The sequence below is a fragment of the Sinorhizobium chiapasense genome (assembly GCF_036488675.1).
GTDB lineage: Bacteria > Pseudomonadota > Alphaproteobacteria > Rhizobiales > Rhizobiaceae > Sinorhizobium > Sinorhizobium chiapasense.
This window is the reverse complement of record NZ_CP133148.1, coordinates 860,332-877,406: the sequence shown is the minus strand read 5'-3', so window position 1 is coordinate 877,406 and position 17,075 is coordinate 860,332. Positions and strand designations below refer to the sequence as shown.

General features: G+C 60.1%; 21 protein-coding genes and 1 tRNA gene. 13 read left to right on the top strand and 9 right to left on the bottom strand.

Annotated features, from left to right (window positions below; genetic code table 11):
* Positions 1-5: 5 nt before the first annotated feature.
* The gene (locus RB548_RS04110) at positions 6-467 is read right to left on the bottom strand and encodes a hypothetical protein (RefSeq protein WP_331373763.1); all 462 of its coding nucleotides are present in this window, start codon (positions 465-467) and stop codon (positions 6-8) included.
* A gap of 69 nt (positions 468-536) precedes the next feature.
* On the bottom strand, positions 537-1,637 hold the full coding sequence (locus RB548_RS04105; RefSeq protein ID WP_331373762.1) for a N4-gp56 family major capsid protein: 1,101 nt from the start codon (positions 1,635-1,637) through the stop codon (positions 537-539).
* Positions 1,638-1,785: 148 nt separating this feature from the next.
* Here RB548_RS04105 and RB548_RS04100 point away from each other — a divergent pair, with 148 nt between their 5' ends.
* The 3 genes from RB548_RS04100 to RB548_RS04090 are packed head-to-tail and all read left to right on the top strand — an operon-like array spanning position 1,786 to position 3,415.
* Positions 1,786-2,535 carry a glycoside hydrolase family 108 protein gene (locus RB548_RS04100; RefSeq protein ID WP_331373761.1) on the top strand — a complete coding sequence of 250 codons (750 nt, stop codon included), beginning with the start codon at positions 1,786-1,788 and terminating at the stop codon, positions 2,533-2,535.
* Positions 2,532-3,050, top strand: a complete 519-nt coding sequence (locus tag RB548_RS04095) for a 3TM-type holin (RefSeq protein WP_331373760.1) — start codon at positions 2,532-2,534, stop codon at positions 3,048-3,050. The genes RB548_RS04100 and RB548_RS04095 overlap by 4 nt, the downstream gene beginning before the upstream one ends.
* A gap of 8 nt (positions 3,051-3,058) precedes the next feature.
* Complete coding sequence (locus tag RB548_RS04090) at positions 3,059-3,415, top strand: hypothetical protein (protein ID WP_331373759.1); 357 nt, start codon at positions 3,059-3,061, stop codon at positions 3,413-3,415.
* A gap of 41 nt (positions 3,416-3,456) precedes the next feature.
* Here RB548_RS04090 and RB548_RS04085 read toward each other — a convergent pair whose 3' ends face one another.
* The 3 genes from RB548_RS04085 to RB548_RS04075 form a co-directional block, all read right to left on the bottom strand.
* Positions 3,457-4,797: a tyrosine-type recombinase/integrase gene (locus RB548_RS04085; protein ID WP_331373758.1), complete on the bottom strand. Its 1,341-nt coding sequence runs from the start codon at positions 4,795-4,797 to the stop codon at positions 3,457-3,459.
* 146 nt (positions 4,798-4,943) lie between these two features.
* Positions 4,944-5,033 (bottom strand) — tRNA-Ser (locus RB548_RS04080).
* Positions 5,034-5,088: 55 nt separating this feature from the next.
* Positions 5,089-5,394: a hypothetical protein gene (locus RB548_RS04075; RefSeq protein ID WP_331373757.1), complete on the bottom strand. Its 306-nt coding sequence runs from the start codon at positions 5,392-5,394 to the stop codon at positions 5,089-5,091.
* Between RB548_RS04075 and RB548_RS04070 the strand changes: the two genes are divergently transcribed.
* The 3 genes from RB548_RS04070 (at position 5,381) to RB548_RS04060 (ending at position 7,714) form a co-directional block, all read left to right on the top strand.
* Complete coding sequence (locus tag RB548_RS04070) at positions 5,381-5,737, top strand: PilZ domain-containing protein (RefSeq protein ID WP_331373756.1); 357 nt, start codon at positions 5,381-5,383, stop codon at positions 5,735-5,737. The two genes, RB548_RS04075 and RB548_RS04070, sit on opposite strands and share 14 nt — an antisense overlap.
* 312 nt (positions 5,738-6,049) lie before the next feature.
* Complete coding sequence (locus RB548_RS04065) at positions 6,050-6,475, top strand: PilZ domain-containing protein (RefSeq protein WP_331373755.1); 426 nt, start codon at positions 6,050-6,052, stop codon at positions 6,473-6,475.
* A gap of 114 nt (positions 6,476-6,589) precedes the next feature.
* A complete protein-coding gene (locus tag RB548_RS04060) occupies positions 6,590-7,714 on the top strand; it encodes a pyridoxal phosphate-dependent aminotransferase (RefSeq protein ID WP_331373754.1) in 1,125 nt (374 codons plus the stop codon).
* 98 nt (positions 7,715-7,812) lie between these two features.
* Here the strand turns inward: RB548_RS04060 and RB548_RS04055 are convergent, their stop codons facing one another.
* The gene (locus RB548_RS04055; RefSeq protein WP_331373753.1) at positions 7,813-8,079 is read right to left on the bottom strand and encodes a sel1 repeat family protein; all 267 of its coding nucleotides are present in this window, start codon (positions 8,077-8,079) and stop codon (positions 7,813-7,815) included.
* A 589-nt stretch (positions 8,080-8,668) separates the two neighbouring features.
* Between RB548_RS04055 and RB548_RS04050 the strand changes: the two genes are divergently transcribed.
* Entirely contained in the window at positions 8,669-9,010 is a 342-nt protein-coding gene (locus RB548_RS04050) for a DUF2147 domain-containing protein (RefSeq protein ID WP_331373752.1), read from the top strand.
* A 55-nt stretch (positions 9,011-9,065) separates the two neighbouring features.
* Here RB548_RS04050 and RB548_RS04045 read toward each other — a convergent pair whose 3' ends face one another.
* Complete coding sequence (locus tag RB548_RS04045) at positions 9,066-9,767, bottom strand: glutathione S-transferase N-terminal domain-containing protein (protein WP_331373751.1); 702 nt, start codon at positions 9,765-9,767, stop codon at positions 9,066-9,068.
* A 178-nt stretch (positions 9,768-9,945) separates the two neighbouring features.
* On the opposite strand from RB548_RS04045, the gene RB548_RS04040 reads away from it, so the two are divergent.
* The 4 genes from RB548_RS04040 (at position 9,946) to RB548_RS04025 (ending at position 12,532) form a co-directional block, all read left to right on the top strand.
* The gene (locus RB548_RS04040; RefSeq protein WP_136504085.1) at positions 9,946-10,119 is read left to right on the top strand and encodes a hypothetical protein; all 174 of its coding nucleotides are present in this window, start codon (positions 9,946-9,948) and stop codon (positions 10,117-10,119) included.
* A 74-nt stretch (positions 10,120-10,193) separates the two neighbouring features.
* Complete coding sequence (locus RB548_RS04035) at positions 10,194-10,367, top strand: hypothetical protein (RefSeq protein WP_331373750.1); 174 nt, start codon at positions 10,194-10,196, stop codon at positions 10,365-10,367.
* A gap of 179 nt (positions 10,368-10,546) precedes the next feature.
* Entirely contained in the window at positions 10,547-10,867 is a 321-nt protein-coding gene (locus RB548_RS04030; protein WP_331373749.1) for a YnfA family protein, read from the top strand.
* A gap of 162 nt (positions 10,868-11,029) precedes the next feature.
* Complete coding sequence (locus RB548_RS04025) at positions 11,030-12,532, top strand: AMP nucleosidase (RefSeq protein ID WP_331373748.1); 1,503 nt, start codon at positions 11,030-11,032, stop codon at positions 12,530-12,532.
* 1 nt (position 12,533) lies between these two features.
* Here the strand turns inward: RB548_RS04025 and RB548_RS04020 are convergent, their stop codons facing one another.
* The gene (locus tag RB548_RS04020; RefSeq protein WP_331373747.1) at positions 12,534-13,490 is read right to left on the bottom strand and encodes a lysylphosphatidylglycerol synthase domain-containing protein; all 957 of its coding nucleotides are present in this window, start codon (positions 13,488-13,490) and stop codon (positions 12,534-12,536) included.
* A 96-nt stretch (positions 13,491-13,586) separates the two neighbouring features.
* Here RB548_RS04020 and RB548_RS04015 point away from each other — a divergent pair, with 96 nt between their 5' ends.
* Both RB548_RS04015 and RB548_RS04010 read left to right on the top strand, forming a co-directional pair.
* Positions 13,587-14,606 (top strand): glycosyltransferase family 2 protein, encoded by a 1,020-nt coding sequence (locus tag RB548_RS04015; protein ID WP_331373746.1) that lies wholly within the window; start codon positions 13,587-13,589, stop codon positions 14,604-14,606.
* Positions 14,599-16,107, top strand: coding sequence for an ArnT family glycosyltransferase (locus RB548_RS04010; RefSeq protein ID WP_331373745.1), 1,509 nt, complete (start codon positions 14,599-14,601; stop codon positions 16,105-16,107). The genes RB548_RS04015 and RB548_RS04010 overlap by 8 nt, the downstream gene beginning before the upstream one ends.
* A gap of 63 nt (positions 16,108-16,170) precedes the next feature.
* Here RB548_RS04010 and RB548_RS04005 read toward each other — a convergent pair whose 3' ends face one another.
* Entirely contained in the window at positions 16,171-17,070 is a 900-nt protein-coding gene (locus RB548_RS04005; protein WP_331373744.1) for a diacylglycerol/lipid kinase family protein, read from the bottom strand.
* Positions 17,071-17,075 lie beyond the last annotated feature (5 nt).

The window sequence follows — 17,075 nt, the reverse complement described above, 5'->3', positions numbered from 1 at the left end:
GCCGCTTACTCGGTCGAGACGATCACAGTCAGGCCGATCGTGCCTGCGGCGAAGGTGGCGGCGGCATTGGGGAATTTGATGCCGATCGACCGGTCAACGTTGGACTTACCAGTCCGGAACGCGGTCTTGAGCGACGGTCGTTCGCTGCCGCCAGCCTGAGCGACGCTAGAGCCGGAGAAGAACTCCGCGCCGCAGGTACGTGCTTGGTCCTCGTCACCGAACGAGCCGCTCATGAGACCGACATCCATCGTGAGCGTCGGCGTGCCGTTGGTGTCGAGATCGTCGGAATCGAGGATCATTTCGACGACGCGCGTGCCGGCCGGGATCATGGCAAGTTCAAGGATGTCGCCTGCGGAAGGTGCGGCGGAAAGTTGATGAGCAAAGCGCACTGCCGTGGCGGCGCCGGCGATGGAGGGATACGCGAGGGCGATAATTCCCTTCGCATAGTTACTCTGAATGACAGACATGGGCGGTTCCCTTGGTTGAAGCTAGTCGGAGAAGGCGGCGCAAAAATCACGCCGCCTTGCGGCCTGTCATCAGGCGGCGTTCGGGTCCTTCGCGGCGGTGTCGATCGAGATCACACCGTAGTCGCGGCTGTTGAACCGCGTCTTCTTGACGCCATCGATCACGCCGGAAGCGACGACAGGCTCGTTGCCGTGGTCCTTGGTCTCTTCCGTCCACGTGTAGCGGAGGCCACCAGTGGAGCCGTACGCAATGACGCCTGCCTGCCGGCCCATGAACAGAGCGCGGCCGGCATGGACATTGTTGCCCGCACCGTAGTCGGTGAAGCGGATCGCCCATTCATGGCTGTGGAGAACGGTGTTGTTGATCATGCCGAGCCCGCCCTTGAATATCGGGTTCGCCTTGCCTTCCGCCGTCGCAGCCGCTTTCTGGATTTCGAGCCAGCCGCCCTGATCCGAGTTGCGCAGGTCATGTTCCTGGAACGGGTTCATGACGCAGATGTAGTGCGACTCGCCGTTGATCATCAGCGGCATCATGTTCGCGTTCTTCGGGTCCTTGGCCGACATCATGCGGGCATGGACCTGCGCGCGCTCGATAACGGCACGGCTCATCTTGTCCGTGGCGTCGAGGCTCGCCTTGCTGGTGGCATCGCCGCCGTAGATGATGTGACCGCTGTCCGGTGCCTGGATCGGATTGCCGGCGTGGCCCGCCCAGGTGGTGTCCTCGATGAAGTCCTCGTTGATGCCGCGAGCACCCGAAAGATAGATGAACAGCATCTGGTCGTTGAACTTCGACCAATAGTCGGAAAGGCGGTTCTTGCCGATCTGGCGCATGTTGTGGGCGGTGCGCTTGCGGCTCATCTTGCCGCCGGCGGAAACGCCGTGGCGCATCTGATCGATGAAAACCTGATCCGTGAAGAATTTCAGGTTTTCTTCCTTGCCCTCGAGTCGCTGGTCGCCGTAGGTGGGCTTGTTGCGAAGCTGGATAGACAGGTCGAACGAGATCGTGTCGCCGGCTTCCGATTCGAGATCGGTCAGGCGCTGGATGCAGAACTCGTCAGAGGTGCCGATGAATTTGCGGTCGAAATAGCTTTTCTTCGTAATGTCGATGAAAAGCGCGCCAGACCACTTCTTTTGGGCCTTAGCATCGCCGAAGGCGACAACTGTCTGAGACATGAGTGCATAACTCCGGTTGATGGGGGTCAGCACTCATGCGCAGTCACATGCCTAAATACTGGAATTGCTGGATTGTTGCAATAACTGGCGCGTGATATTGAAGATCAACTTCGCGCATGAGTGCGGCCCCTCCTTGGAGCTGCCCCTCATGAGCGACAGATTTGACGAGTGTCACCCGATCACAGCCGGCCATGAAGGCGGCTGGAGCGACCACAAAGACGATCCCGGCGGCAAGACGATGTACGGGGTCACCGAGACGCGGTGGCACGAATACCAGGACAAAATGAAGATGAAGCGGACGCCGGTGAGGAATATCACCAAGGCGCAGGCGCTGAAATTCTATCGCAGCGAGTTTTGGGAAGCCTGTGGCGCCTCCAATCTTTTCGCCGGAGTCGATCTTGCCGTCTATGACGCCTCGGTTAATTCCGGTGTCTCGCGCGGTCGCAAGTGGCTGCTCGCCTCGGTCGGCAGCAATGACCATTCCGAAACGGTCAAGCGCATCTGCCGAGCCCGGCTGTCATTCATGCAGTCGCTCACGATCTGGAAAACCTTCGGCAAGGGCTGGGGCCGGCGCGTCGCTGATATCGAGGTCAAAGGCGTTGCCATGGCGCTCGCTGCCATGGGCGCGACGGAGAGCCGGATCAAGGCTGAAGCGGCCAAGGAAGCGCATGCGGCAAAGCAAAGCGCTGCGGCAGCCAGCAGCAAGGCTAAGACGGCAGCCGGCGGCGCAGCGGCTTCCAGTGGCGCCCCGCTTGTCGCCCCGGCAGCAGCCGACACGACGGCACTGTTGCTCTTCGGGGCCCTCTTCCTCTTCCTGGCGATCGGCGCCGTCGTGATGATCACACGCAAGCGGGCGGCCGATGCCCGGGCGGAAGCTTATGGAAAGGCAGCGGCATGAGCGTGATCGTCACCTCCATCATTCTCGCCGCCGCAAAGGTCGGAGCACCCATCGTCAAGGGCATCCTTGAAAAGCATGTTGGCGGTGCCGCTGGCGAGGTCGGTGGCGCAGTGATTGATGCAATCGCGGAAAGCGCAGGGGTCGCCCCGGAGGCTTTGCCGAGCGTTCCTGCCAAGGAGCTCGAGGCGGCGGTGGCCGACGTGGAGACACGCGCTCCGGAAATCATCCAGGCCTACACTGCGAGCCAGCGCGAGACGAACCGCCTGTATCTTGCCGAGATGGACAAACAGAGCAATTTCGGCTGGATGTGGCGCCCGGCCGGCATGTGGCTGATGCTCGTCTGTGTCGCATGGTACGTGATGATCGTTCCTTTGCTCAACGCCCTGCTGGCGGCGCTCGGCGCGCACACGACAATCACGCTGATCGTCGATTTCGCCTCGTTCGTGACGATCTTCATGACCTATTGCGGGCTCTACATGGGCGGCAACACAATCCTGCGCTCGGTCAAGAAGTGAGTCCAGAAATGACCTTTTGGGACTTTGTGTCCAAGGCGTGGGATTGGGCCATCAGCAGCGGCAAGGGCGAGGTCGCCATCGCTGGCATCGCCGGCTCGGCGGTGTCGGTCGCCCTTGAGTGGACCGGCGTCATGAGCGGCTTTCGTCGCCTCTTCGTCGGAGCAACGACGGCCTTCTTCCTGTCGCCGGTGGGGGTGCCGCTTTTCCAATGGGCCTTCGGCACAATCGACATACCGCCGGACCAGGCTGCCGGCGTGAGCGGCTTCGTGACCGGCCTATCCGGCATCATCATTGTCGAAACCTTCCTGACGGCGCTGCGGCTGAGGAAACACGAGCTCGCGGGAGACCGCCATGAGCAAAATTAGGCTACGCCACTTGCAAGAAGCGGCGCGGCCGCAAGCTCGAGTCATTGTAGCGGCGACGCTGATCCTCGCCGTCTGGCTCTTGGCTCTAAAGTTACAGCCTCTACTTGCTTGAGGTTCTTCCGCGGTCCGTGAAGCAGTTCCTCGGCTGATGGCATGTCCTTCAAAATGATGTCCGCCCAAAGCTGCGCGAGCTCTTTGCGGCGCTCGATGTGCTCGGCGCGGTTATAGGCGCCCTCCACCTTGTCCTTCGGCGTATGGGCGAGCATCAGGTCGATTATCGCGCGATCGACAGGATAACGTTCATTCATCACCGTTGAGAACGTGGAGCGGAACCCGTGCGGCACGTGCTTGTGATGGTACCCGGCGCGGTTCAAAAGGTAGCCGAGACCATTTTCAGACATGTGTTTGTGCGCGTGACGGCCGTTCGGCAAGACGAACGGACCCCTCCCTGTGAGTGAACGCAGAACCCTCATGGTTTCCATCGCCTGGCTGGGCATCGGAACGAGGTGATCGCGGTTTTCGTCATCCTTATGCTGCAGCTTGAGCTTCATGCGGGCCGCCGGTATCACCCAAACCGGATCATCCTCGTCGAGAACGTTCCACTCTGTCCAGGGCGTGGAGATCAGCGTGCCGGGGCGTACTGCGGTCAGCACCAGCATCCGCAGTCCGAGCTTCGTCACAGGATGCGCCGGAGTAGACCATGCCGCCAGCAGCATTTCGCGGGCCTTGTCGATATCTGTAATGGCGGGCTGCCGCCCCTTCTTCATGGGCGCCAACGCCTCACGTACGACCGCGGCTGGATCTTGTGTCGCCCTGCCTGATGCGATGGCGTACACGAAGATGGATGAAAGCCGCTGCCGGATTCGTCGCGCAGTTTCCTTTGCGTCCCGCTTCTCCACCAACCGGAGAACTGCCAGCACGGTCGGCGCATCGATGTCGCGGATCGGCATCTTGCCTATGATCGGGAATACGTCCTTGACTAGCGAGTCCAGAACGTCGGCCGCGTGCTTTGGGACCCAGTGAGGCTTTTGGAGATCGTGCCACTCTCGGGCAATAACCTCAAAGGTGTCTGCCGTCTGTTTCTTGCCAATGAGCTTTTCGACCTTCTTGACGACGCTGGGGTCACGTCCGGCTTTCAGCGTCTCCTTGGCACTCTCCCTCTCCGCCCGCGCGTCGGCGAGCGACACGTCGGGATAGTTTCCGATGACGAGCGTCTTTTCCTTACCGTCGAAGCGATACCGCAGCCGCCATGATTTTGTGCCGGTGCGGAGAACGAAAAGGTTAAGTCCGCCGCCGTCGGCGAGCTTGTAGTCCTTTTCCTCTTTCTTTGCGTTCTTGATCTGCTTGTCCGTTAAAGCACTCATGCGCCCTGATACCCACATTTTCCGATTCCGGTACCCACAAAGATACCCACAAATGCGCGGGTAGCAGTCGAGATCGATGGGAACCGATAGGAGACTAGAAGCAACAAAAAACGCGGCAAATCAAGGCCGCGTGAGTGTCTATCAATATCCTTGGGATGAGTTGATGGCGGAGAAGAAGGGATTCGAACCCTCGATACCGTTTCCGGTATACTCCCTTAGCAGGGGAGCGCCTTCGACCACTCGGCCACCTCTCCGTTAGCGCCTGACTAGTGTCACCGCGCCATCAATGCAAGATTTTTTTGTCAGATTTCAGGAAATCACACGATTTTCATCCGCCGGCAGCGCTTCGGGCGGCGCCATTGTCGGCGATGCGCACAGGGGCCGGAGGTTGCACACGCGAGTCGCCGGCCCAGCAAACAGATGATTTGCCAATGAGACGATGTTCGTCCTCGCCACGGTCCGGACAATCGCAATAACACCGCCTTCGCAAGGCCGAAGCAAGTCCATGCGCGGAAGATAGCCACCCGTCGAGGGCGGTGATTCCGCCGAAGTAACGGCATCCGCGTGGTGGACAGAGGAAACGGCATTTTCGGAGGCTGCGATGTCGATGATCATGCATGTCGCGCAAGCAAAGCCCGGCCAGTCCGCGGCCGTGTACCAGCATTATTTCATCGAGCGCCCGTGCCGCATCCTTGTCATCGGCAAGCAACTGAAGGCGAAGACCAAGTATCAATGCCTGCTTCGGCATATCTCGATTGGCGGCGCAATGCTCGACTTCAATGCCGCGATCATGCTGCCGAAGCACTTCTTTCTGGAGATCGACGGCTTCAAAGAGGAGATCGGCTGCGCCGAGGTCCATCGCAGCGGCACGGAGCTAGGCGTGCGCTTCAATATGCTGCTTGCCCAAGATTTTCTGCGCCGACTGATCCGCCTGCAGTTTTCCAGCGGTGGCGTTTAGAGCGGGATGAGGAAAAGTGTGTGCGGTTTTCCGCCCGCATCCCGCTCCAACTTATTAGAATCGATCACGTTCATGATTTTAGGTCGATCCGACCTAAAATCATCGTGATTAGAAGACCGCCGGCATCAGGGTTCAAATAAGCAAGCTCATTAGATTCTTATCGATTGCTTTCAAGGGATTGCAAGTTTCCCACTGGATACTGATAGGAAGCCTTCCTGCCCATGCAAGCTTTGGAAGGCACCGGCAAATGACTTGTCCGGACTTCGTGGAATCACAATCGCTGCTTCATGCGGCGCTTCCGGAGTATGACGCATGCTGCAGTCGACCATGTATTCGCTCGTCCCCTCGCCGCTTTACGAGCGGAAATACGAGCGCTTTTCGATCGGCCAGGCTGGCACGCTGATGTCGGTGCGACCGGCTCTCGGCGGCGTCTCGATACGCGCCTGCAAAATGATCGACATATCCCGGGGCGGCGCGAGCTTTTCCGTGACCACTACAATCGGACTGTCGCAGCACTACTATCTCCATATTGTCGGTACGAGATTTCGCATCGGATGCGCCGAGGTCTACCGCAAGGGAGAGCGCATCGGCGTGCAATTCATCAAGACGATCGACGAGGCATTCCTGCACGAAATCGTGCGCCACGAATTTTTCACCGGGCAAGAAAAGAAGACCTATTCCAACCCGGCATCGGCTTCGCGTCGTCCCGCGTCTGTCAACTGGGGCTTCGTCGAGTGACACACTGACAAAGCAAGCAGGCAGGCAGGTCGACTTTCAGCAAAATCGATTCCGGTTCTTGCACATATGCGATAAGTTCCGCTGCGTTTTGTTCCACGGAGTCCAGCTTCTCGCATGTCCGCATTCTCCCGCTTCACACCGCTTGTCCAGTCTTTGCCAGCAACCATTCCCTTCGTCGGACCTGAAGCGATCGAGCGCCAGCGCGGCCGCAAAGTTGCGGCGCGCATCGGCGCCAACGAAAGCGGATTCGGCCCGGCAAATTCGGTGCTGCTCGCCATGCAGCAAGCGGCAGGAGAAACCTGGAAATATGCCGATCCCGAAAGTTACGAACTGAAACAGGCCCTCGCCGGGCATCTCGGAATCTCTTCCGCCAACATTGCGATCGGCGAAGGCATCGACGGCCTGCTCGGCCAGATCGTCCGCCTCATCATCGAGCCCGGCATGCCGGTCGTGACCTCGTTCGGAGCCTATCCGACATTCAACTATCATGTCGCCGGGCACGGCGGGCGTCTGGTCACGGTTCCCTATGCCGACGATCGAGAAGACCTCGACGGGTTGCTTGCCGCAGTGAAGCGCGAGAATGCACCGCTCGTCTACTTCGCGAACCCCGACAACCCGATGGGGAGCTGGTGGCCGGCCGATCGAATCGTTGAATTCGCAAATGCACTGCCGGAAACGACGCTCCTGGTCCTCGACGAAGCCTACAGCGAAACGGCACCGCCCGAGTCGATACCCGCGATCACCAGCTTGATCGACAAGCCGAACGTCATACGCACGCGCACTTTTTCCAAGGCCTATGGACTTGCCGGGTCGCGCGTCGGTTACGCGCTTTCGACGCCCGGCACGGCCGCGGCGTTTGACAAGATCCGCAATCACTTCGGGATGAACCGTGTCGGGGTCGCCGCAGCGATTGCAGCCCTCGCCGACCGGCGTTATCTCAAGGAAGTCATTGTGAGAATAGGGGCGTCGCGTGACCGAATCTCCGCAATTGCGCGTGACAACGGGCTGCAGCCATTGCCATCAGCCACAAATTTCGTGGCCATCGACTGCGGACGGGACGCGACCTATGCGCGGGCGATCGTCGACCGGCTGATGAGCGACCATGGCGTTTTCATCCGCATGCCGGGCGTTGCCCCGCTCAATCGCTGCATTCGGGTCAGCACCGGACCGGAAGCTGAAATGGACCTGCTCGAAGCAGCCCTGCCCGCCGTTCTCCGGAGCCTGGCAGCCGATAGCTGATACTGCGGCGCGCACCTTGTCGGACGCGCAAAAGGACCCTGAGGGAGCGTTCGCTAGGCTTTTGGGCGCTTGGACGAACGGCGAGCCCGCATGCGTGTTCAGTGTACCGTCATCCATTCGCGTGCGGCACGCAGCGCGGCGGCAAGATCGGTCTTGCTCATGGTTGCCGCGAGGTCGGCGCGCAAGTCCGCAGCGCGGTCGGACCCCTTGATGGCGGCAATGTTGAGCCACTTGTGGGCAGCGACGAGATCGACCGGCCGGCCACGGCCCGTCGCATAGGCTAGGCCCATTTCACAAAGCGTGTCCGCGCGGTTTTCGCCGCCCATCGCGGCGTCCGAAGCGATTTGCATATCAAAGCGTGCCATTGTCTTGTCCCTGTCCTGCCTGGTTGATCCGGCTGAAGCGGCCCTCCCTCTCAGGCGGGCCTTGCTCCAGATCAGCATTTATTGGTCCCTGTTCACTCCGTGCCTCTTGCGGGCTTTCCGAAAGAGCACCGTCTTTTGCAGTGTCGCTTTCGGCGGTTCGGCGGGTTGTTCTACCCGCTCGTCTTATGGGTCCGAGTATGCCAAATGGCCTTCAACGCTCGCTTAAAATGCATGCTTAATTTGACGCAAACAAAGTTCAAACGCTTGGTAAACTTGAGTTTTCATTAAGCATCGGATCGCCTGGAACAGCGCGCATTTGCATCAAAATTTACGAAATATTCAGCCGCGGATTTCAACCAATCGCTAACCACACAAGCAGCATCCACCGGCCACGCATCGATTTTCGCTTCCTATCGTCGGCTCCGGGGACCCGAGCAGACCAGCGATCCGGCAGGGCGGCAGATATTTACCTTTACGTGCGCGTAAGATAGGTTCGTCGCGGGCGGTGGGAGACCGCTTGACAGAAGGAGTTCCAGTCGGGCCCGCGCACGGTACTATGCCGGCCGACTTTCTTATCGGGAGGAATTGAATGATTCGCACATTGCTCGTCGCTGCGGCCATTGCCTGCGGCACCGCAGGCTCGGTCCTTGCCGCAGAACCGATCGTCGGCAACTGGAAGACGGCGAGTGGCGCCACGGCCGAAATCGCACCATGCGGCGGCGCTTACTGCGTGACTCTGAAAACCGGAAAGTACGCGGGCAAGCGCATCGGCAATCTGAGCGGAACCGACGGCAGCTACAGCGGCGAAATCACCGATCCGGAAAGCGACAAGACCTATAGCGGGTCTGGCGCCGTCAATGGCAATTCGCTGAAGATGAAAGGCTGCCTGCTGAAGGTTCTTTGCAAATCGCAGATCTGGACGCGTCTGTAACAGCCAGGAAACCGCGAGGGGCACCGCTTGTCGCGGCTGCCCCTTGTTTCTCGTTTCAACGGGCACGCTGCCCAAACAGGATCTTCTGCGCCTCCTGGTCCTCGGCGAGGCTCTTCTGTCGGGCGCGCTCTTCCTTACCCACTTCGATCGCCCTCTGAACGGCGGGCCGCGCAAGCACCGCCTCGAACCAGCGCTTGAGATACGGGAAATCGTTCAGATCCTGTCCCTGATTCTCGTGCGGGATCACCCAGCCGATACAGGCCATGTCGGCAATCGAGTAGTCGCCGGCCAGGAACGGCCGATCGGCGAGGCGATTGTTCATCACGCCATAGAGACGGTTCGCCTCGTTGGTGTATCGATTGATCGCGTATTCGATCTTCTCGGGCGCATATTGGCGGAAATGATGGGCCTGGCCCGCCATGGGACCGAGGCCGCCCATCTGCCAGAAGAGCCATTGATCGACCTCGACGCGGGATCGCTCGTCAGCCGGATAGAACTTCCCGTACTTACGGCCGAGATATTGCAGGATCGCCCCCGACTCGAACACCGAGATCGGCTGGCCGCCCGGGCCATCGGGATCGATGATCGCCGGCATTCGGTTATTGGGTGCGATCTTCAGGAAATCCGGAGCGAACTGTTCGCCTCGCCCGATATTGATGTACTTGACCACGTAGGGAACGCCGAGTTCCTCCAGCATGATCGTGATCTTCCACCCGTTGGGGGTCGGCCAGTAATAGAGCTCGATCGGAGCAGTCATCCTGTTTCTCCTGAGGTTGCGCGGACTAAGACGTAGGCATGCCCGCTGCCGGAGACAAGGCTGCAACAATTCACGAAGATGAACCGGAGATGAACGGAGATCTCAGCAACAATTCAGTTTGGTTGTGAGAAAAGGCAATCAATCGATCTTAACGTGCCTCCAGCCAACGGACAGAACCATGGATATTCTCGCTCGGCGCCTCACCATCATCAGCGTCCTGATGGTTGTCTTCGCAATGACGCTCGCTGCCGCGGTCAGTGCCGATACGCAGCGCCGTCGCCAAAGCACCTATCTCGGCTCGCTCACCGACTGCACCGCCCACACGGCCCAATATTGCCAAGCCAAGCTCTAGATCCTTGAAACTACGCAATTCCGGACGGAAAACCGCCACTCGCTTTTCCTGGAATTGCTCCAAAGGAACCGAAAATGGCCGCTCTCACCACTTCCGCCATTCTCTCGCTCCGGGTCCTGATACTCACGAGCCTGCTGATGGCGCCGATCGGAGAGGTCGCCTACACCAAGGCCGCGGGCTTCGGCATCGGCAAAAACGGTGCCGGCCTCGTCCTCTTCGTGACTCTTCAGCGCCAGGCGATGAGTTGACGTCTACAGCGCCGCGCGTCTTGTCAGGCGCGCAAAGAACGCTGTGGCACTTTGAATTGCTGCATGTTTTTGTCCTTAAATCGGCTAGGTTTTAGGAAACATGCAGTAGGCTCGCGCCCCGTCTCCCACTTGCACATGGATTGAAATTTCGGTCCTTTTCCGCGGAAAGGATTTGGAACATGCCTGCATTCGCAATCTATCTCGCCGCCGCTCTTGCCGAAATCGCTGGATGCTTTGCCTTCTGGGCATGGCTCAAACTCGGCAAGTCCATCTGGTGGCTTGCGCCCGGCATGGGCTCGCTCGCGCTTTTTGCCTGGCTCCTGACGATGATCGATTCGGCTGCCGCGGGCCGCGCCTATGCCGCCTATGGCGGCGTTTATATCGCCACTTCGCTCGTTTGGCTCTGGCTGGCAGAGGGTGTGCGCCCGGACCGCTGGGACATGACCGGCGTCGCGGTGGCGATCGCCGGCAGTGTGATCATTCTCGCCGGGCCGCGCTGATTCCGGCAAGTGGGAACGGAAGGACCGGACGGATCGCGATCCAATCGGCGTTCGATTCCAGATAGTTAAAGCAAGGCCGCGGCGGAAGACGACTCCACAAATTTCCGGATCCCGCTCCAATCTTGTCGTTTGCTTGTCAGGACACGCTGCCTATAATGCGACATGAACAAACGAATCTCTTCAAACTCCGTTCTCTCCACCGCAACCCCTGAACCATTCGAGCCGCAACTTTTCGAGGATCCGGCCGAGGCCGTCGATTGCCTGAAAGCGCTTTACGAACGCAACACCCGCTTCCTCTGCGAGGCTTTCGAAGGGCTTGGAAAGAGCGACGCACCGCTCACGCGGTTCCGTGCCTGCTATCCGCAGGTCAGCATCGAAACGAGCAGCTTCGGCCATGTCGATTCCAGGCTTTCCTTCGGATATGTCAGCGCACCCGGCGTCTACACGACGACGATCACCCGACCAAGGCTCTTTCGCCACTATCTGAAGGAGCAGCTCGGGCACCTGATGCGCAACCACGGCGTGGGTGTCACCGTATCCGAATCGTCGACACCGATACCGTTGCATTTCGCCTTCGGCGAGGGCGCTCATGTCGAGGCGTCGGCCGCCGAGACCATCGACATTCCGTTGCGCGACCTGTTCGACGCGCCTGACCTGACGACGACCGACGACGAGATCGCCAATGGGTCCTATGAACCGGGGCCCGGTCAACCCTCGCCGCTTGCCCCGTTTACCGGGCAGCGCATCGATTATTCGCTGGCCCGCCTCAGCCACTACACGGCGACCAGCCCGACGCATTTCCAGAACTTCGTGCTCTTCACGAACTATCAGTTTTATGTCGACGAGTTTTGCGCCTGGGCCCGCCAGCAGATGGCGGAGGGCGGTAACGGTTACACTGCCTTCGTCGAACCCGGCAACATCGTGACACCCGCAGGCGCCGACAGGCCGGATGCCGACTACACGCTCGCCCGCCTGCCCCAGATGCCTGCCTATCACCTGAAGAAGAAGGGGCACGGCGGCATCAGCATGGTCAACATCGGCGTCGGCCCGTCCAACGCCAAGACGATCACCGACCACATCGCGGTGCTGCGCCCGCATGTCTGGCTGATGCTCGGTCATTGCGCCGGCCTTAGAAACAGCCAGCGCCTCGGTGACTATGTGCTGGCGCATGCCTATATGCGCGAGGATCACGTGCTCGACGACGATCTGCCGGTCTGGATTCCGCTGCCGGCGCTCGCGGAAGTGCAGGTTGCGTTGCAGGACGCCGTTGCGGAGGTGACGGGTTACAAGGGCTACGACCTCAAACAGATCATGCGCACCGGCACAGTCGCGACGATCGACAACCGCAACTGGGAACTGCGCGACCAGCGCGGCCCGGTCAAACGCCTGTCCCAGGCGCGCGCGATCGCGCTCGACATGGAGTCGGCGACGATCGCGGCCAACGGCTTCCGCTTCCGCGTCCCTTACGGCACGCTGCTTTGCGTATCGGACAAGCCGCTGCACGGCGAATTGAAGCTGCCCGGCATGGCGAGCGCCTTTTACCGCACGCAGGTCAGCCAGCACCTGAAGATCGGCATCCTGGCTTTGCAGAAGCTCGCGGCCATGCCGCCCGAGAAGTTGCATTCGCGCAAGCTCAGAAGCTTCTACGAAACCTCGTTCCAGTAGATCACGATTTTCGCCGCAACAGGAGTGAGAGCATCGTGCCGGCGACAGCCGACACGATGACGAGCAGGTGTGCGTTGACGCTGGCCCGGCCCAGCAGCTCCAAGGCGGCGCGATCGCCAGGCGCTCCGAAGGAGATCGCCCCGGCGGCAATCGCAGCCGGATAGGTGCCGACCCCCGCCGGGGCATGAACCGGCAGGACCGAGGAGAGCTCGCCGCCAAGGGCACCGCCGAAGCACGCGGCAAGCGGCCCTACCCCCATGATGGCGAGCACCCAGGCGAGAACCACCACCTTGACGCCCCAGTTCAGCGTCGTCATCGCCCATGCACGCAGGAAGCCCGAAACGTTGTCCGGTAGGCCTGCCTCCACTTCATCCAGCGCGGTCGTGAACTTCGCTGGCGCCACGCGCCGCACAAAAGCGAGAACCTTTCCCTTCAGGAGAAAGAAGGCGAGCGGCGAGATGAAAGCGAGTGTCCAGACCAGCCAGCCGATCAATGCATCACTCCTCTCGATCACAAGGCCGATCGCGGCGACCGTCAGCAAGGCATGCAGATCGAGCAGCCGCATGACGAGGAGCGCCGAGGTGCCGTGCACGAGCGGCACCCCGAATTCGGAGCGCATCAGCAGGGGAAAGCTCGTTTCACCTGCTCGAAACGGCAACATGATGTTGAGCAGATTGTGGACCTGGGTGACGCGGAACAGGGGCAGGAACCGGCCTGCGGTATGCTCCGGAAAATAATCGTAGATGCGAAAGCAGCGGATGAAGTAGGTGGAGATCAGCAAGCCGAGCGCGGCAAGCACCGACCAGATTCCGATTTCGGCCCACTGGCGCATCAGGGTCGGCCAGCCCCAGACCCATTCGACGAAGATCGCGTAAGCCGCGATCGCGGCCACGGAAATCAGCACCATGCGGTTGCGTGCAAGCCACGATCGCCGACTGAACTGCCAGTCCGAATTCATCCGATGCCGATTTCCTGTGCTGAACCAAGCGATTCGACGTTGGTTATCACCGTTAACTGTGCAAGAAAACCTGCGACAGTACGCCGGAGATCATCCTTGAACCACACTGAAGAACCCATGACGGCTCTTGCCGACACAATCGAGGCCATCGAGCTGTCCGTCGTCGTCCCCGTGTTCAACGAAGAGGACAGTGTCGGGCCGCTTGTCGCACGGATCCGCGACGCAATGACCGCCTTCAGCCAGTCGTGGGAACTGATCCTTGTGGATGACGGCAGTACCGATCGTACGCTTGCCAATGCCCGCGCCGAGCTTTTTCGTCCGGACTTGAGGCTGAAGATTATTGAACTGCAGAAGAATTTCGGTCAGACCGCCGCCATGCAGGCCGGTATCGACGCGGCGTCCGGACGACTGATCGCGACGCTTGACGGCGACCTGCAGAATGACCCCGCTGACATTCCGCGCATGGTCGCGGCGATCGAAGAACGCCAACTGGACCTGCTCGTCGGGTGGAGAAAGAACCGCCGGGACGGCCTGCTGCTCAGAAAAATTCCCTCATGGTGTGCCAACCGGCTGATCGGCAAGATCACCGGAGTGAGGCTCCATGACTATGGTTGCAGCCTGAAGGTCTATCGCGCCTCGATCATCAAGCAAGTCAAGCTGATGGGCGAAATGCACCGCTTCATCCCGGCGTGGGTCGCCGGTGTCGTGCCCAGTAGCCGGATCGGCGAGATGCCGGTCACCCATCACGCCCGCCACTTCGGCGCGTCGAAGTATGGCATCTCGCGCACGTTCCGCGTGATACTCGACCTCCTGGCCGTACTCTTCTTCATGCGCTACAAGGCGCGCCCGGGCCACTTTTTCGGATCCATCGGGCTTGCGACCGGCGGCTTGAGCGCACTCATCCTCTTCTATCTGGCTATCGACAAGTTCATTCTCGGCAATGACATCGGTACCCGCCCGATGCTGATTGTCGGCGTGATGCTGTTCCTGTCCTCGATCCAACTCATCACCACCGGCATCCTTTCGGAAATGATGGCCCGCGCCTATTTCCGCGACGACGAGACGACAAGCTATATCGTGCGCCAGGTCTTCGAGCAGGACCAGGCCGATGCTTGACACCGTCAATCGGCGCCCAGACACGGTATTCCTTGCCGTTTCGGGTTATTTCTTGCTGTGCGTTCTGCTGCGTCTTGCGGTCTCCAATTCGCTCGAGATCGATGAGGCGGAGCAGGCTTTTCTGTCGCAGTTCCTGCAACTGGGCTATGGGCCACAGCCTCCATTTTACAACTGGCTGCAATACGGCTTGGGCCAATTGTTCGGCACGTCGCTTGCGGCCATGACGGTCCTCAAGAACGGGCTCCTCTTCCTTTGCTGTCTGTTTTATGGTCTCGCTGCGCGCCTCGTTCTTACTGACAGGCGCCTTTCGGCGATCGCGATGCTCGGCGTCCTGACATTGCCGCCGGTTTTCCTGCTGGCGCAACGCGATCTCTCGCACACGGTGGCTGCGCTTTTCGCCGTTTCGCTTTTCCTCTACGGCTTCCTGCTGACACTCACGCGACCGAGCCTCTCTTCCTATCTGCTTACAGGCGCCGCCGTCGGGATCGGCGTGATCTCGAAGTACAACTTCGTCCTCGTGCCGGTCGCCGCGATCATTGCCGTGCTCCCTGAGCGGGACCTCCGCGCCCGCATCTTCGATTGGCGGGTGCTCGCGGCCATTGCGGTCGCCTGCCTCATTGCCTTGCCGCACGGTTACTGGGTGCTTCAGAATCTCGATTCCGCGTCGAGCGGAACGTTGAACGAGATGAAGGAACGCGAGGTGGAGGGGCGACTCCTGCAAGCAACCCACGGGGTCCTAGCGCTCGCCTCGGCGATCATCGGCGGCAGCGTCGTGACGCTGCTCCTCTTCGGACTCGTCTTTCGCACGAAGATTGGAGCGATCTGGCGGGCCGAAAGCCAATGGACCCGGGTCGTCGGGCGCATGATTTTGCTCTGCCTCTTTGCCGTGCTGCTGATCGTTCTCGGCGTGAGCGCAACGCATGTTCGTGAGAAATGGCTCGTGCTGTTTCTCGTCCTGCTTCCGCTCTATCTCTGTCTCAAGATCGAGGCGGCGAACATCGATTTGTCCGGCTATCTCGGACGGTTTTTGCTGCTGGTCGGGATCATGGCCGTCGGCGCGCTCGTGGTCGTGTCGGCCCGGGTGATCGTGCGGCCCTGGTATGGCGATTATTCGAGGCTGAACATTCCCTATGGGGCATTTGTCGAAGCCATCGCTCAGGGCGAAGGGCAACAGCCGGCGCTCGTTTTGACGGGCGACAAGCAATTGGCGGGCAATATCCGCACACAATTGCGCGATGCCTTGGTCACCATGCCCAATCTTTCGAATGTGCCTGCGCCCGATATGTCCAAACGGCCCCTTCTCGTGGTCTGGCGCGGCGAGGAGAACAAGGCGCTGGCTACTCCCGAGATTCTGAAGAACGCCTTGAAGGCATTCGGCATCCCGGAAACGGGAAGGAATCCGCGCTCCGTGGCCCTCCCCTATCTCTACGGCCACGATTCGCAACGATACGCGTTCAACTACATCTGGATCGGCGAACAAGACGCGGTCGCAGGCCAGTAAGCCTCTACAGCGCCGCCCGTCTGTCAGACGCGCAAAAGGACGCTGTAGCACTTTGCATTCATTTCATTGCGTGCCGACCAGCAGCTTCAGTTCGCCGGGATGAATGCGTAGCGCCACGTCCCGCCCCATCGGCAGAAGTTCGCCGTCGATGACGCAATTGATCTTTCGGTCGACCTTCGGGAAGTGCAGATCGACTGCGATGGCGCTCATCTCCGTGATCAAGGGGCTCGCGCGGAACTTGCCGCGCAGGATATCGAAGGCAAGCCTCGCGACGCCGGCAGGCTTCAAAGGCGGCGCGGTGTAGAAGCCGAGATGCCCGCTCGTCACGTTATCCGCGTACATCATCGTGGCATGGCCGAAATGGTTGTTCGACACCGAAATCGCCGACACGTGCCGGCGCTCCCTGTGACCGTCGGCATCGAACTCGATTTCAAAATCCGGTGGGTTGAAAATAACGCCGACCGCCGCGCGCGTGCTTGCACCGATCTTTCCAAGCCGCGAGGCGAAACGATAGGATTCACGATACCGGACCAAACGGGCATGCAGGCCCATGGAAAACTGATGGACAAAGGCGCGGCCGTCGGCGCTGCCGATATCGCCATTGATGATCCTGCCATGAGCAAGAACCTCCGGCACCCTCCAGATATCGAGCGGCAGCTTCAACGAGCGCGCGAAAAGGTTCATCGTCCCAGCCGGGATGACGCCGAGTGGCATGCCGTTCTTCCATGCGACTGCAGCCGCTGCCGAAATCGTGCCGTCGCCGCCGCCGGCAACGATCGCATCGAGATCGCCCCGCCGGCAGGCCCGTTCCAGCATATCCCGCATGTCAACGGCCTCGACAACGGCGACTTCGATCTCATGTCCGGCAGCGCGAAAGACCTCTTCCACCCTCCTGCCGTAGGCCCTCATGTCCGTCGTGCGGAACGTTCCCCCATCCCGATTGAAGATGGCTTTGACTTTCATGAAAT